Source organism: Aeromicrobium wangtongii, from assembly GCF_024584515.1.
Taxonomy (GTDB): domain Bacteria; phylum Actinomycetota; class Actinomycetes; order Propionibacteriales; family Nocardioidaceae; genus Aeromicrobium; species Aeromicrobium wangtongii.
Genome location: NZ_CP102173.1, coordinates 710,096 through 723,945, shown reverse-complemented (window position 1 = coordinate 723,945; position 13,850 = coordinate 710,096). Strand labels below are relative to the sequence as shown.

Annotated in this window: 12 protein-coding genes; 2 read left to right on the top strand and 10 right to left on the bottom strand. The window is 69.4% G+C overall.

What is annotated here, in order from left to right; all coding sequences use genetic code 11:
* Positions 1–7: 7 nt before the first annotated feature.
* From NQV15_RS03630 to NQV15_RS03590, 9 genes are all read right to left on the bottom strand, one after another.
* On the bottom strand, positions 8–916 hold the full coding sequence (locus tag NQV15_RS03630; protein WP_232398242.1) for an NAD(P)-dependent oxidoreductase: 909 nt from the start codon (positions 914–916) through the stop codon (positions 8–10).
* Positions 917–936: 20 nt separating this feature from the next.
* Positions 937–1,869 (bottom strand): Ppx/GppA phosphatase family protein, encoded by a 933-nt coding sequence (locus tag NQV15_RS03625; protein WP_232398241.1) that lies wholly within the window; start codon positions 1,867–1,869, stop codon positions 937–939.
* Between the two features lie 22 nt (positions 1,870–1,891).
* Positions 1,892–2,671, bottom strand: a complete 780-nt coding sequence (locus NQV15_RS03620) for a cation:dicarboxylate symporter family transporter (RefSeq protein ID WP_257125089.1) — start codon at positions 2,669–2,671, stop codon at positions 1,892–1,894.
* Positions 2,672–2,830: 159 nt separating this feature from the next.
* The gene (locus tag NQV15_RS03615; RefSeq protein WP_232398239.1) at positions 2,831–3,343 is read right to left on the bottom strand and encodes a DUF501 domain-containing protein; all 513 of its coding nucleotides are present in this window, start codon (positions 3,341–3,343) and stop codon (positions 2,831–2,833) included.
* 2 nt (positions 3,344–3,345) lie between these two features.
* On the bottom strand, positions 3,346–3,813 hold the full coding sequence (locus NQV15_RS03610) for an FtsB family cell division protein (RefSeq protein WP_232398238.1): 468 nt from the start codon (positions 3,811–3,813) through the stop codon (positions 3,346–3,348).
* Positions 3,814–3,930: 117 nt separating this feature from the next.
* Positions 3,931–5,208, bottom strand: a complete 1,278-nt coding sequence (eno, locus tag NQV15_RS03605; protein WP_232398237.1) for a phosphopyruvate hydratase — start codon at positions 5,206–5,208, stop codon at positions 3,931–3,933.
* Positions 5,209–5,243: 35 nt separating this feature from the next.
* Entirely contained in the window at positions 5,244–5,972 is a 729-nt protein-coding gene (locus NQV15_RS03600; RefSeq protein WP_232398236.1) for a MazG nucleotide pyrophosphohydrolase domain-containing protein, read from the bottom strand.
* Complete coding sequence (locus NQV15_RS03595; protein ID WP_232398235.1) at positions 5,969–6,616, bottom strand: hypothetical protein; 648 nt, start codon at positions 6,614–6,616, stop codon at positions 5,969–5,971. The genes NQV15_RS03600 and NQV15_RS03595 overlap by 4 nt, the downstream gene beginning before the upstream one ends.
* A 2-nt stretch (positions 6,617–6,618) precedes the next feature.
* Positions 6,619–8,118 (bottom strand): APC family permease, encoded by a 1,500-nt coding sequence (locus tag NQV15_RS03590; RefSeq protein WP_232398234.1) that lies wholly within the window; start codon positions 8,116–8,118, stop codon positions 6,619–6,621.
* Positions 8,119–8,313: 195 nt separating this feature from the next.
* Here NQV15_RS03590 and NQV15_RS03585 point away from each other — a divergent pair, with 195 nt between their 5' ends.
* Positions 8,314–9,603: an HNH endonuclease signature motif containing protein gene (locus NQV15_RS03585; protein WP_232398233.1), complete on the top strand. Its 1,290-nt coding sequence runs from the start codon at positions 8,314–8,316 to the stop codon at positions 9,601–9,603.
* A 15-nt stretch (positions 9,604–9,618) separates the two neighbouring features.
* The gene (locus tag NQV15_RS03580) at positions 9,619–10,179 is read left to right on the top strand and encodes a 1-acyl-sn-glycerol-3-phosphate acyltransferase (protein ID WP_232398232.1); all 561 of its coding nucleotides are present in this window, start codon (positions 9,619–9,621) and stop codon (positions 10,177–10,179) included.
* Positions 10,180–10,257: 78 nt separating this feature from the next.
* Here NQV15_RS03580 and mfd read toward each other — a convergent pair whose 3' ends face one another.
* On the bottom strand, positions 10,258–13,794 hold the full coding sequence (gene mfd, locus NQV15_RS03575) for a transcription-repair coupling factor (protein ID WP_232398231.1): 3,537 nt from the start codon (positions 13,792–13,794) through the stop codon (positions 10,258–10,260).
* Positions 13,795–13,850 lie beyond the last annotated feature (56 nt).

Below are 13,850 nucleotides of genomic sequence, written 5' to 3'. Positions count from 1 at the left end.
GCGGACCTCAGCCTAGGACAACGTCCTCCGGCGGCAGACCCCCGAGCAGTCGCGCGACCTGCCGACGCACCACGGCCTCGATGCGCGGACGCATCGCCGAGGACATCCCGCCCACGTGCGGGGAGATCAGGACGCCGGGAGTCAGCCACAGGGCGTGCTCGGACGGCAGGGGCTCGGGATCGGTGACATCGGCCGCGAGGCGGATCCGTCCGCCCTGGCGGACGACCGCGTCGGTGTCGACGACCTTGCCGCGCGAGACGTTGACGACGATCGCACCGTCGGGCAGACGGGCGAGGAAGTCATCGTCGACCAGGGACGTCGTCTCGTCGGTCAGCGGCACGGCGAGCAGCACCGCGTCGACCGTGGGCAGCAGCTCCATGAGCTCGTCCTGCCCGTGGATCACGCCTCTTTCGTCGGTGCGGCGGTGCCGGGCCACGCGCACCAGCTCGGCACCGAAGCCGTCCAGGCGGTTCACCAGCTGGACCCCGATGCCACCCGCTCCCAGGATCAGCAGCCGCCGGTCGATCAGGCTGCCGGTGAAGTGACGGTTCCACTCGCCGCGCTCGCGCGCGTAGCGGTCGACCTCGCGCTGCGAGGCCAGCAGCAGCGCCACCGCCAGCTCGGCGGTCGACTCCTCGTGGACGCCCACGGCATTGCAGTAGGTGATACCTGCCGGCAGGGTGTCGGCCACCCCGTCGTAGCCCAGGGCCTGCGACTGGATCACCGACAGGCGGCTGGGGTCCAGCGAGGCCAGACCGTCCGCCAGCGTCGTGTAGGGCCGCACCGCGAGGTCGACGTGGCGGTCGGGCTGCGGCGTCACCATGTCCCACACCGTCAGGTCGACGCCGTCCAGATCGGCCAGGCTGTCGACCCAGCCCTCGTCGGGAACCGTGACGTGCAGCGTTCGTGGGGTCATGTCTCGATCATGCAGGACGGTCAGGAGGGGGTGGACACCGTGCCCCAGACGATGCCGTCCAGGATGTCGTGCTCGCTGACCACCAGCGTGTCGGTGCGCAGCGGCAGCAGTGCCACGAGTCGGTCGAGGATGATGGCCCCTCCGCCGATGACGTCGGCACGTCCGGGGTGCATGAACGGCAGGCGGCGGCGGTCCGCCACCGACATCTGCACCAGCGACAGGCACGCCGCGCTCACGTCGGTCAGGTGCAGCCGTGCCAGGTGGATCGCCTGCGAGTCGTACGACGGCAGGGCCAGGGAGTGTGCCGCCACGGTCGTGATGGTGCCGGCGACGCCGACGAACGTGTCGACCGGCGCGATCTGCTCGACGACGGGCGCCAGCACCGAGTCGACGTGCTCGATGCAGGCGGTGACATCGGCGACCGACGCGGGATCGGTGCCCAGGAAGCGCTCGGTGAGCCGGACCGAGCCGATGTCCAAAGACACCGACCACTCGATGTCGTCGCCCGTGCCGACCACGAGCTCGGTGGAACCTCCGCCGATGTCGACCACCAGGGTGCGCCCGCCCGGCAGGTCCCGGGTGGCACCGACGAAGGACGCCTGCGCCTCATCGAGGCCGGCCAGCACCTCCAGGCGGACGCCCAGGATGCCCTCGACGGCGTCCTCCAGCTCCACGGCGTTGTCGGCGTCCCGCACGGCGGACGTCGCGCAGAACCGGATGTGGGTGACGCCGAACATCGCGATGATCTCGGCATACTCGCGGGTCGCCTGCAGGGTGCGCTGGATGGCCTCCTCGCTGAGGTGGCCGGTCCGGTCGACCCCCTCACCGAGGCGGACGATGCGCATCTCGCGCAGCAGGTCGGTCTTCTCGTCGCCGTCGATGTCGCTGACCAGCAGCCGGATCGAGTTGGTGCCGCAGTCGATCGCGGCGACGCGGGAGCGAGGCTCAGGCATGCGCCGACCCTACCGGGCCGGCTCAGGCCGGGCGGGGCGCCTCCTCGTCGGATGGGGTGTCGTCGTCGGACGGGGTGTCGTCGACCATGGTGGCCTCGTCGAAGGGACGTTCGCCCGCCAGCACCGCGTCGAGCTGCGCCCGGTCCAGCGTCCCCGTCCAGTGACCGACCAGGACGGTCGCGATGCTGTTGCCCGCGAAGTTGGTCAGCGCACGCGCCTCCGACATGAACCGGTCGATGCCGACGATCAGCCCGACCCCGTCGACGAGCTCGGGCCGGTGGGAGTTCAGACCACCGGCCAGTGTCGCCAGACCGGCACCGGACACCCCGGCCGCACCCTTGGACGCGATGATCATGAACACAAGCAGCGAGATCTGCTCACCGATCGACAACGGCTCGCCCATCGCCTCGGCCACGAACAGCGACGCCATCGTCAGGTAGATCGCCGTGCCGTCGAGGTTGAAGGAGTAACCGGTCGGCACGACCACGCCCACGGTCGTCTGGGACACCCCGGCGTGCTCCATCTTGGCGATCAGACGCGGGAGCGCGGACTCCGAGGACGACGTCGAGACGATGAGCAGGAACTCGCGGGCCAGGTACCTCAGCAGCGCGAACACGCTGACGCCCGTGACGACGCGCAGCAGCGTCCCCAGGATGACGAGCACGAACAGCAGGCAGGTGATGTAGAAGGCGATCATGACCGTCGCCAGACTCTTGAGCGCGTCCGCGCCGGTCGCGCCGACGACGGCGGCCATCGCGCCGAACGCGCCGATCGGGGCGAGCCACATGATCATGGCCAGCACGCGAAAGACCCGGTTCCTAGAGGTTTACCACGGTCCCCAGGCAAACTGGAGCCCTCGGACGTCCGCCCGCGGCAAACCGCGTCCTCCCCATGCAAATTTTCCGTGGGCGGACGCGGTTTGCGGAGGGACCGTGGTAAACCGTCCCTGGTGGGGCAGGGGTCAGTCGGTGGGCTCGGGCTCGACCCAGCCGGGCCCGCAGGAGTTGCCGTCCCACCAGTGCCCCAGCATCTCCAGGGCCTCGTCGCCCAGCGGGTTGACGCCCGGTCCCTTGGCCAGGGAGTGGGCGACCAGCACGTGCAGGCACTTGACCCGCGTCGGCATGCCGCCGGCGGTGATGCCGTCGATCTCGGGCACGTGCCCCAGCGCCTCGCGCTCGGCGAGGTACTCCTCGTGGGCGCGGCGATAGGCAGCGGCCAGCTCGGCGTCGGTGGCCAGGCGCTCGGTCATCTCGCGCATCAGCCCCGACGCCTCGAGGGTGCCGATCTCACCGGCAAGACGCGGGCACGTCAGGTAGTACATCGTCGGGAACGGCGTCCCGTCGTCGAGCCTCGGCTCGGTCTTGACCACGTTGGGGTGGCCGGAGGGGCAGCGCGACATCACCTCGAGGATGCCGCGCGGCGGGCGGCCGAGCTGCTCGGCGACGGCGTCGAGGTCGGTCTGGTCGACAGTCACAACTACTTCAGCACCTTGTCCGGATCGGGATCGTTTGTCTTGGGTGGGGCCGGCTCCTTGCCGGCCTCCTTCACACTGCCCCACAGCTTGTCGTACCAGGCGGGGGGCGCCGCCAAGGTGGGCGCGTCGAGGGTCGGGACGTCAGTGCCCTGCACCTTGCCGTCGCTGCCGATGACGCGGTAGCCGACCTCGCCGGGCGAGACCCAGCCGAAGCGCTCCTTGGCCTGTTGCTTGACGTAGGCAGGATCCTCCCACCGGGCGATCTGGTCCTCCAGCTCGGCGATCGCCTGCTTGCGCATGACGATCTCGGCCCTGGTCGACTGGATGTCGGAGCGCTGCTGCCACCAAGCGTGCAGCGTGGAGGTGTACGAGGCGATCAGCAGCAGGACGACCGACAGCAGGATGATCGCGCGGGTCGTCAGCTGCGGACCGGAGCCCGCGGTCGGCTTGACCGGGGGCCGGGCCGTCACGGTCGTCCGTGACGAGGCCGCACCCCCGATGCGGGAGGCCGGACGCCCACCTCGCGTCCCGGCCGGCCTCCGCGATGGGGGCCGGGCGGGACCGCGGGGTGAACGTGCTGGCATGCGTCAGAGCACCAGCCGCGGGAAGGCGGAGGCGCCGGCGTACGACGCCGCCACGCCGAGCATCTCCTCGATGCGCAGCAGCTGGTTGTACTTCGCGACGCGGTCCGAGCGCGCCGGCGCGCCGGTCTTGATCTGGCCACAGTTGGTCGCGACCGCGAGGTCGGCGATCGTGGTGTCCTCGGTCTCGCCCGAGCGGTGGCTCATCATGCACGCGAAGCCGTGCCGGTGCGCCAGGTCGACCGAGTCGAGGGTCTCGCTCAGCGAGCCGATCTGGTTGACCTTGACGAGCAGCGCGTTGGCCGCACCCTCGGAGATGCCGCGGGTCAGGCGCTCGACGTTGGTGACGAACAGGTCGTCGCCGACGATCTGCACATCGTTGCCGATCGTCTCGGTCAGCGTCGTCCAGCCGGCCCAGTCGTCCTCGTCCAGCGGGTCCTCGATCGAGACGATCGGGAAGTCGCGGGCGAGCTCGGCGTAGTACGCCGACATCTCCTCGGCCGACTTCTGCTGGCCCTCGAAGGCGTACGCGCCGTCCTTGAAGAACTCCGACGCGGCGACGTCGAGAGCCATCGCGATGTCGGTGCCGACCTTCAGGCCGGCCTTCTCGATCGCGACCGAGATGAGCTCCAGCGCGGCCCGGTTGGAGTCCAGGTTCGGGGCGAAGCCGCCCTCGTCACCGAGGCCGGTGGACAGGCCGCGCTCGTTGAGGACCGACTTGAGGCTGTGGTAGACCTCGGCGCCCTGCTGCAGCGCCTCGGAGAACGTGGCGGCGCCGATCGGCGCGATCATGAACTCCTGGATGTCGACGTTGGAGTCGGCGTGCGAGCCACCGTTGAGGATGTTCATCATCGGGACCGGCAGCACGTGCGCGTTGGGGCCACCGACGTAGCGGAACAGCGGCAGGTCGGCCGAGTCGGCAGCAGCCTTGGCGGCCGCCAGCGAGACGCCCAGGATCGCGTTGGCACCGAGGTTGGCCTTGTTGGGCGTCCCGTCCAGGTCGAGCATCGCCATGTCGATCGCGCGCTGGTCGTCCGCGTCGAAGCCGACGAGAGCCGGTCCGATCGTGTCGTTGACACCGGCGACGGCCTTGCGGACGCCCTTGCCGAGGTAGCGCTTGCCACCGTCGCGCAGCTCGACGGCCTCGAAGGCACCGGTCGAGGCGCCGGACGGCACCGCAGCGCGCCCGATCGTGCCGTCGTCGAGGGCGACCTCGACCTCGACGGTCGGGTTGCCCCGTGAATCCAGAATTTCCCGTGCTCCGACGGCGTCGATGCGTGCCAAGAGACTGCTCCTCATGAGTGAAAGAACGTGCAGGGTCAGCGTAGTCCCGGTGTGTCCACGCCCGGACTCGCCTCGCCGCCGGATCGCTCCTGCGCCTTGATGGCCTGCCACTGCGCGTCGATCTCGGCCGCCGTGGTCGGCAGGCTCTCGAGGGTCTCCGGCGCGAACACGTGCGGATTGCGGCGCACGAGCTTGGCGGCGATGCCGGCCGCAACGTCGTCGATGTCCCAGCCCTCCCCTTCGTCCGCGGAGGCCTCGGCCGCGATGCGGGCATGGAACACGACCTGCATCAGCAGGTCGCCGAGCTCCTCGCGCAGGTGCTCGGAGTCACCGGCCTCCAGCGTCTCGTAGGTCTCCTGGGCCTCCTCCAGCACGTACGGCGCCAGGGACTCGTGGGTCTGCTGCGCCGTCCACGGGCACTCACGCCGCAACCGGTCCATGACCTCGACGACGTCCAGCACCCCGGCGCCGGGAAGGTCGTAGGAGCCGAAGAGCACCTCGACGTCCCGGCCGGCCCCCTCCAGCTCGTCGGCGGCGGCCTGCGCCAGGACGGCGTCCCCGGTGGGGGCGATCCAGACCGAGCCCGGCTCGTACGGCGGAGGGCCGTCCAGCACCTGCACCGCGATGCCGGCCGAGACGATCGCCTGCACGTGCGGATCATCCACGGCAGCACGGACGACACTCGCCTCCCGCAGCGCGTCCCACGCGGGCAGCGTCAGGATCCCCGGCGCGACGCGGTGGCTGAGGACCAGGACGCGCATCATGCGCAACGCAGCGACCGGGGCAGCTCCTCGTCGACCGGGGCATCCAGGTCGACCGCGGTGACAGAGAGCGAGCCGGTCTCGGCGCGCTCCTGAGCCTTGGCGTCCAGGCCGAACCGCGGGGCGAACGACACGTCATTGGCCCCGAACGCCTTCAGGATCTCCTGCTGCCCCAGCTCGGCGAACTGCTCCTGGTTCTGCGCCGTCGCCTGCTGGTTGGTGTTCTTCTCGGCGAGGGCGATCGAGATGGCCGAGACCTCCTGGTTGTCCTCGATGACCTTGGCGATCTCGTCGGTGTCGGCGTCCGGGAACACCGCCTCGATCTGGTCGCGCTCCTCGGCGGTCAGCTGATAGCTCGCCTTCGGGATGGTGATCCCCTCGCTCTCGGCGAGGTCTCGGGCTACAACCAGCGACACCAGACCCACGACCGCCTGCCGGCGCACGTCGGAGTTGCTGACCGTCGTGACCCCCTGCTGACGAGCCGCGTTGGCGGTGATCGCGCAGTACGCGTCAGCGGTCTTGTCGAGCGTCTGCATCGAGATCGTCTTGCCGTCGACGACAGCCGCCGCTCCGGGGTGGATGTTGCCGCAGGCCGCCAGTGAGAGGCCTGCGAGGGCGAGCACGACTCCGCGCGTTCGGGTGACCATGGTCACAGGGTACTGGTGGTCTCGCTCTTGCCGAGGCGGGAGTGCTTGCGGCCGTAGGCGAAGTAGACCAGCAGGCCAAGCGCGAGCCAGACCAGGAACCGCAGCCACGTCTCGACGGCCAGATTCGTCATCAGCGCGATGCACAGCACTCCCGAGACGACCGGCATGAGCGGCACCTGCGGTGCGCGGAAGGGTCGCTTCATGCGCGGCTTGGTGCGGCGCAGCACGACCACGGCTATGGACACCACCAGGAAGGCGAACAGCGTGCCGATCGAGACCATCTCGGCCAGCACGGCGAGCGGGACGAAGGCTCCCAGGATCGCGACGGCAACCGTCGTCCCGACCGTGATCACCACGGGGGTCTGGAACTTGGGGTGGATGCGACCGATCGCGGGCGGCAGCAGGCCGTCGCGGCACAGGGCGAAGCCGATGCGGCCCATCGCGACGATGTCGACCAGGATCACCGACGTCAGGCCCGCGACCGCGGCCGTCCCGATGATGATGCTGGCCCAGCCGAGACCCGCTTGGTCGAATGCGTCGGCGAGCGGCTCGCCCGTGCTGAGGTTGGTGTACTTGACCATGCCGGTCAGCACGAAGCAGACGGCCACGTAGAGCACGGTGCAGATGATCAGGGTGCCGATGAGCCCGCGCGGCATGTCCTTGCCGGGGTTCTTGGTCTCCTCGCCGAGGTTGGCGACGGCCTCGAACCCCGAGTAGGCGAAGAAGACGATCGCGGCGGCCACGAGCACGCCGGTCACTCCGTAGGCGGTCTGGTCGACGCCGGTGACCCACTGCCACAGGGGCTGCTTGAGACCGCTGGCCCCCTCGACCTTCTCGCTCGGCGGGATGTACGGCTTCTGGTTGTCCATGTTCACGTAGAACAGCCCGACCGCGATGATGAACAGGCAGATCGAGACCTTGATGACCACCAGCGAGTTGGTCACGAGCTTGGACTCGCGGATGCCCATCGCGGCCACGATGCCCAGCACGATGACGATGAAGACCGCACCGAGGTTGACCACGCTGTCGTCCTCGCCGAAGAACGCCTTCGGCAGGTCGAACACGCCTTGCAGGTAGCCCGACCAGCCGCGGGCCACGACGGCGGCGCCGAGCGCGAACTCCAGGATCAGGTCCCACGCGATGATCCAGGCGAATATCTCACCGATCGTCGTGTACGCGTAGGTGTACGAGCTGCCGGCGGTGGGCACGGCTGCCGCGAGCTCGGCGTAGCAGAGCGCGGCGAGCATCGCCACGATGCCGGCGATGAGGAACGAGATCATGACCGCAGGTCCGGCGTTGTCCTTCGCGGCGGTGCCGGTCAGGGTGAAGATGCCCGTGCCGATCACGATGCCGATGCCGAATCCCATGAGATCCCACACCGTCAGCCGGCGGCTCAGCCGGGCGTGGTGGTCATCCCCGGAGGGATCGTCGTCGTTCTGGTGGATGACGTCATCGACATTCTTGGTACGGACGAGCTGCTTCCATGTCCCGGCATTGGCCATGCGAGAACGCTAGTACGACGGTTCCGATTCGCAACCGTGCGCGACGTGGTGGCGGCCACACCAGCAGTCGGTCGGCCACGAACGATGACGCCATTCCTCCCTGGGATTCCAGGATTTTCTTGGGCCGAGAGGGTTGCGGATCCTTCGGTCACCGACTAGGATCGAACATATGTTCTAGTCCATCGGAGTCCGTCCATGATCGTCGAGCAGCTGTCGTCCCTCACTGACGATCTTGCCGCGCTCGAGCCGTGGATGTTGACCGGTGGCGAGGTCAAGCAGGTCGCGCTCGCGGTCGTGAAGGCCCGCACCTGCCTGGACGCGGCGTTGTCGCGTCTTGCTGGGTGCGCGGAGGACATGGGCTTGGCCAAGGATGACGGCGCGACGTCGACGACAGTGTGGTTGGCGGGTGCGACGGGGATCAGCAAGGGCGAAGCCGCCAAGCTCGTCGGGCTGGCTCGCGTGAGCGGGGTGGAGGCCACTCAAGCGGCCTGGGCTGCCGGTGACCTGTCCACGGATCAGGCGGCCGTGATCATGAAGGCCATCGACGCGTTGCCCGACTGGTGTGGTGACGAAGAGCGGGCTGACGCCGAGGCGCATCTGATCCGGTTGGCCGGCGAATACGGCCTGGACGACCTGAAGCGACTCGCGAACCGCGTCTTGGAGGTCATCGACCCAGACGGCGCGGACGAGCACCTCGGTGAGCAGCTGCGCAAGCAGGAGCAGAAGGCCTGGGACGCAACGCGCATGTCGGTCAAGGACCGCGGCGACGGCACCACGCGGGGGTCGTTCATCATCCCGCAGGCCGATGCGGACACCCTGCGCGCAGCGCTTGAGGGGATCATCGCCCCACGTCGCACGGCGGCCAATGCTGAGCACCACGGCATGGGCGCCGACGACTGGCTGGCGCTGCCGAGGGACCGCAAGCTCGGGCATGCGTTCACTGAGCTGATCACCCACCTGCCCACCGACTCGCTGCCGGTCGCGGGTGGCTTGGCTGCGACCGTCGCGGTCACCGTGGACGTCGACGACTTGCGGACCGGGCAAGGCGTCGCCGAGAACACCTCCGGCACGACGATGTCAGCGCGGAAGGCCCAACGGCTGGCGTGCAACGCGCACCTGGTGGCGTTGTACCTGGAGAACGGGACCCGGGTCATCGACCACGGTATGACGAAAAGACTCTACGACCGGCACCAGCGCCTCGCGCTCGCCGTGCGCGACAAGGGATGCGTGTTCCCCGACTGCGACCGGCCCCCGGCATGGTGCGAAGCGCACCACCTGAGCTTCTGGTCCGAGGGCGGGCCGACAGACCTGAACAACGCGGCCCTGTTGTGCCACTTCCATCATTTTCTGGTCCACGAGGGCGAGTGGGAAGCGCGCATGGGAGCCGACGGGATCCCCGAGATCATCCCGCCACCCCGCATCGACCCCGAGCAGAGACCCAGGCGCCACGCCAGATTCACCCGACAACAACCCCGCGCCGCCTAGCCATAGGGTTGTCGCATGATTCGTCAGCGACTGGCCCGCACGATCGTCCGGCTGATGCGTTACCGCATGGTGGGCGAGGTGCCGCAGACCGGAATCCTGGTCGGCGCGCCGCACACGTCCAACTGGGACTTCGTCACGATGCTGCTCGTGATGTGGCACGGCGGCGCGCACCCGCGAGTTCTGGTCAAGAAGCAGCTGTTCAAGGGACCGCTCGGCTGGCTGATCACGGCGCTCGGCGGCGTGCCGCTCGACCGTGACAACGCCGGAACGGTCGTCCGCGAGCTGGTCGACGAGGCCGGGTCGGGCGAGTCGTTCCGTCTGATCCTGGCCGCCGAGGGCACCCGCTCCAAGGGTGAGTACTGGAAGTCCGGCTTCCTGCGCCTGTCCCGCGAGACCGGCCTGCCGATCACCCTGGCCTTCTTCGACCCGCCGACCCGGACGATGGGCTTCGGCCCGACCTTCCTGGCCAGCGACGACGTCACCGCCGACATGGACATCGTCCGGGAGTTCTACGCCGACAAGCACGGCATCCGGCCCAAGAACGCCACTCCCCCGCGCCTGCGCGAAGAGGGCTGAACCCGCTGAGTGGGACGTTCTGCGCGTCTGCCGCCGCGTGACGACGCGCGGAAACGTCCCACTCAGCGGGTGGGTGGGTCAGACGGCGGGGGCGGGGACCGCCGCGGGGACGAGGGTGTCGATGACCGTGCGGGTCCACTCCAGCAGCTCACGACCGACCAGCGGCGTGCCGCCGACCGGAGCGGTCTTCGGACGCGGCACCAGTGCGACCTCGGCCGCCACCTTGTAGGTGCTGCGCGGGTAGACGCGCGACAGGCGCATCTGCGCCGAGTCGGCCAGCTTGAGACCGCTGAACCGGATGTTCGGTCCGGCCGCGGTGACCTCGCTGAGGCCGGCCTCGCGGACCCGGACCCGCAACCGGGCGACGTCCAGCAGGACGTCGACGGCCTCGGGCGGCTCGCCGTAGCGGTCCACCAGCTCGACGCGGATCTCGTCGACGTCCGACAGCGCGCGGACATCCGCGAGCCTCTTGTACATCTCGAGTCGCAGGCGTTCGCTGCCGACGTAGTCGTGCGGCAGGTGGGCCTCGATCGGCAGCTCGATCTTGACCTCGCGCTCAGGCTCGGCATCGCCACGGAACTCCGCGACGGCCTCGCCGACCAGCCGCACGTACAGGTCGAAGCCGACATCGGCGATGTGCCCGGACTGCTCGCCGCCGAGCAGGTTGCCCGCACCGCGGATCTCCAGGTCCTTCATCGCGACCGCCATGCCGCCGCCCAGCTCGGAGTGCTGGGCGATCGTGGCCAGCCGGTCGTGCGCGGTCTCGGTCAGCGGCTTCTCCGGCGGGTACAGGAAGTAGGCGTAGGCGCGTTCCCGTGAACGTCCGACGCGGCCGCGCAGCTGGTGCAGCTGCGACAGGCCCAGGGTGTCGGCGCGCTCGATGATCATGGTGTTGGCATTGGACACGTCCAGGCCGGACTCGACGATCGTGGTGCAGACCAGGACGTCGTAGCGCTTCTCCCAGAAGTCGACCATGACCTCCTCGAGCTGGTGCTCGCCCATCTGGCCGTGGGCCGCGGCGACGCGCGCCTCAGGCACGAGCTCCTTGATCCTGGCGACGGCCTTGTCGATGCTCTGGACCCGGTTGTGGATGTAGAAGGCCTGCCCCTCGCGCAGCAGCTCGCGGCGGATCGCGGCGATGACCTGGCGGTCCTCGTAGGGCCCGACGAACGACAGCACGGGGTGCCGCTCCTCCGGCGGGGTCGCGATCGTCGACATCTCCCGGATGCCGGTGATGGCCATCTCGAGGGTTCGCGGGATCGGCGTCGCCGACATCGACAGGACGTCGACCGCCGCGCGCAGCATCTTCATGGCTTCCTTGTGCTCGACGCCGAACCGCTGCTCCTCGTCGACGATCACGAGACCCAGGTCCTTGATCTTGACGCCGGGCTGCAGCAGCCGGTGGGTGCCGATGACCATGTCGATCGAGCCGTCGGCCAGGCCGGCGAGCGTCTCCTTGCTCTCCTTCTCGGTCTGGAACCGCGACAGCGGCTTCATCGTGACCGGGAACTGGCCGAACCGTTCGGCGAACGTCGCGTAGTGCTGCTGCACGAGCAGGGTCGTCGGGACGAGCAGGATGACCTGCTTGCCGTCCTGGATCGCCTTGAACGCCGCACGCACTGCGATCTCGGTCTTGCCATAGCCCACGTCGCCGCACACCAAGCGGTCCATCGGGACGCTGCGCTCCATGTCGCGCTTGACCTCGTCGATCGTGACCATCTGGTCGGGCGTCTCGACGAACGCGAAGGAGTCCTCGAGCTCGGCCTGCCAGGGCGTGTCGGGGCCGAAGGCGTGACCCTTGGTCGCCTGACGCGCGGCGTAGAGCTTGATCAGCTCGCCGGCGATCTGACGGACGGCCTTGCGCGCCTTGTTCTTGCGGGTCGTCCAGTCGGCACCACCGAGGCGGTCCAGCGACGGCGACTCGCCGCCGACGTACCGGCTGATCTGGTCGAGCTGGTCCATCGGGACGAACAGCCGGTCAGCCGGTTGCCCGCGCTTGGACGGCGCGTACTCGATCACGAGGTACTCGCGGGCCGCACCCTGCACGACGCGCTGCATCAGCTCGACGTACTTGCCCACGCCGTGCTGCTCGTGGACCACGAAGTCGCCGGTCTTGAGCTCGAGCGGATCGACCTGCTTGCGGCGGCGGGCCGGCATCTTGCGCTCGGTGCGGTCAGCGGCGCGCTGCCCCACCAGGTCGTCGTACGTCATGACGGCCAGCTGCAGGGGCTGGGAGACGAAGCCGTGCTCGAGCTCGCCGATGCTGACCTGCACGACGCGGGCGGACGGACCAGTGACGGTGTCGTCCAGCGAGGCGGCCACCCCACCGTCGGTCAGCCACTCCAGCGTGCGCTGGGCCTGCCCGGTCGCCGGGGCCACGAAGACGACCCGCATGCCGCTCTCGGTCCAGCGGCGGATGTCGGTCAGCGCCGCCGTCGTGTCACCGCGGTAGGCCGCGGACGGCTCCATGTCGACGGTCCGAATCGCCTCGTCACCCTCGTCGTCCAGACCGAACGGTGACTGGGTGAACCAGGTGTGCCCCAGGCCGAGCGTCTCCTCACGCACCTCCTCGAGCGTGTGGAACGCCGCGGAACCGAGGTCGATCGGCGACTCACCACCGCCGGCGGCGGCCGCCCACGACGCCTGGAGGAACTCCTCGCTGGTCGCCACGAGATCGGCGGCACGGGCCCGGATGCGCTCGGGGTCCATCAGCACGATCGCCGACCGCTCCGGCAGCAGGTTGACGAACGACTCCATCTCGTCGGTCAGCACGGGGGTCAGCGACTCCATGCCCTCGACGGCGTGCCCCTCCGCCAGCTTGGAGAAGATCTCGGCCAGCGACGGATGGGCGGCGGCCAGCTCGGCGGCCTTTGCGCGCACCTCGTCGGTCAGCAGCAGCTCGCGACACGGCGGGGCCCACACGTGGGTGACCGCCTCGAGCGTGCGCTGGTCGGCGACCGCGAACCGGCGGATCTCGTCGACCTCGTCACCGAAGAACTCGATGCGCAGGGGATGTTCCTCGGTGGGCGGGAAGACGTCGATGATCCCGCCGCGCACGGCGAACTCACCACGCCGCTCCACCAGGTCGACGCGGGAGTAGGCGGCGCCCGCGAGGTCACGGACCACCTGCTCCAGAGCGACCTCGTCGCCCTTGCGCAGCTCGACGGGCTCGAGATCGGCCAGTCCCTTGACCTGCGGCTGCAGCAGCGAGCGGACCGGGGCCACCACGACACGCAGCGGCCCGCTCGCGGTCTCGGAGTCCAGCGCGCCGGGCGCGGTCGGGTGGACCAGCCGGCGCAGCACGGCCAGCCGCCGGCCGACGGTGTCCGAGCGCGGGGACAGGCGCTCGTGCGGCAACGTCTCCCAGGCCGGGTAGTAGGCGACCGACTCGGCACCCAGCAGCTCGCCCAGCTGGGTCGTGAGGTCCTCGGCCTCGCGTGCGGTCGCGGTCACGGCAAGCACCGAGGACTGCTGGGCCAGCGCGTTGGCCAAGAAGGGGCGCAGCGGTTCCGGGGCCCGCAGGTGCAGCTCCTGGCGTCCGTCGAGGCGGTCGGCCAGCGCCTGCGCGAGAGTCGGTTCGGTGGCTACGAGAGACGCGAGGGGCTGCAAGGTCATGACCTGCCCAATCTACCGTTCGCCGACAAGGTCGCTACCTCGCGTGCCACGATGTC

Coding starts and splice junctions, on each gene's coding strand:
- NQV15_RS03595 (WP_232398235.1), bottom strand. CDS start 6,616: ATGGTCACCCGAACGCGCGGAGTCGTGCTCGCCCTCGCAGGCCTCTCA.
- NQV15_RS03580 (WP_232398232.1), top strand. CDS start 9,619: ATGATTCGTCAGCGACTGGCCCGCACGATCGTCCGGCTGATGCGTTAC.
- NQV15_RS03625 (WP_232398241.1), bottom strand. CDS start 1,869: ATGCCTGAGCCTCGCTCCCGCGTCGCCGCGATCGACTGCGGCACCAAC.
- NQV15_RS03600 (WP_232398236.1), bottom strand. CDS start 5,972: ATGATGCGCGTCCTGGTCCTCAGCCACCGCGTCGCGCCGGGGATCCTG.
- mfd (WP_232398231.1), bottom strand. CDS start 13,794: ATGACCTTGCAGCCCCTCGCGTCTCTCGTAGCCACCGAACCGACTCTC.
- NQV15_RS03630 (WP_232398242.1), bottom strand. CDS start 916: ATGACCCCACGAACGCTGCACGTCACGGTTCCCGACGAGGGCTGGGTC.
- NQV15_RS03590 (WP_232398234.1), bottom strand. CDS start 8,118: ATGGCCAATGCCGGGACATGGAAGCAGCTCGTCCGTACCAAGAATGTC.
- NQV15_RS03585 (WP_232398233.1), top strand. CDS start 8,314: ATGATCGTCGAGCAGCTGTCGTCCCTCACTGACGATCTTGCCGCGCTC.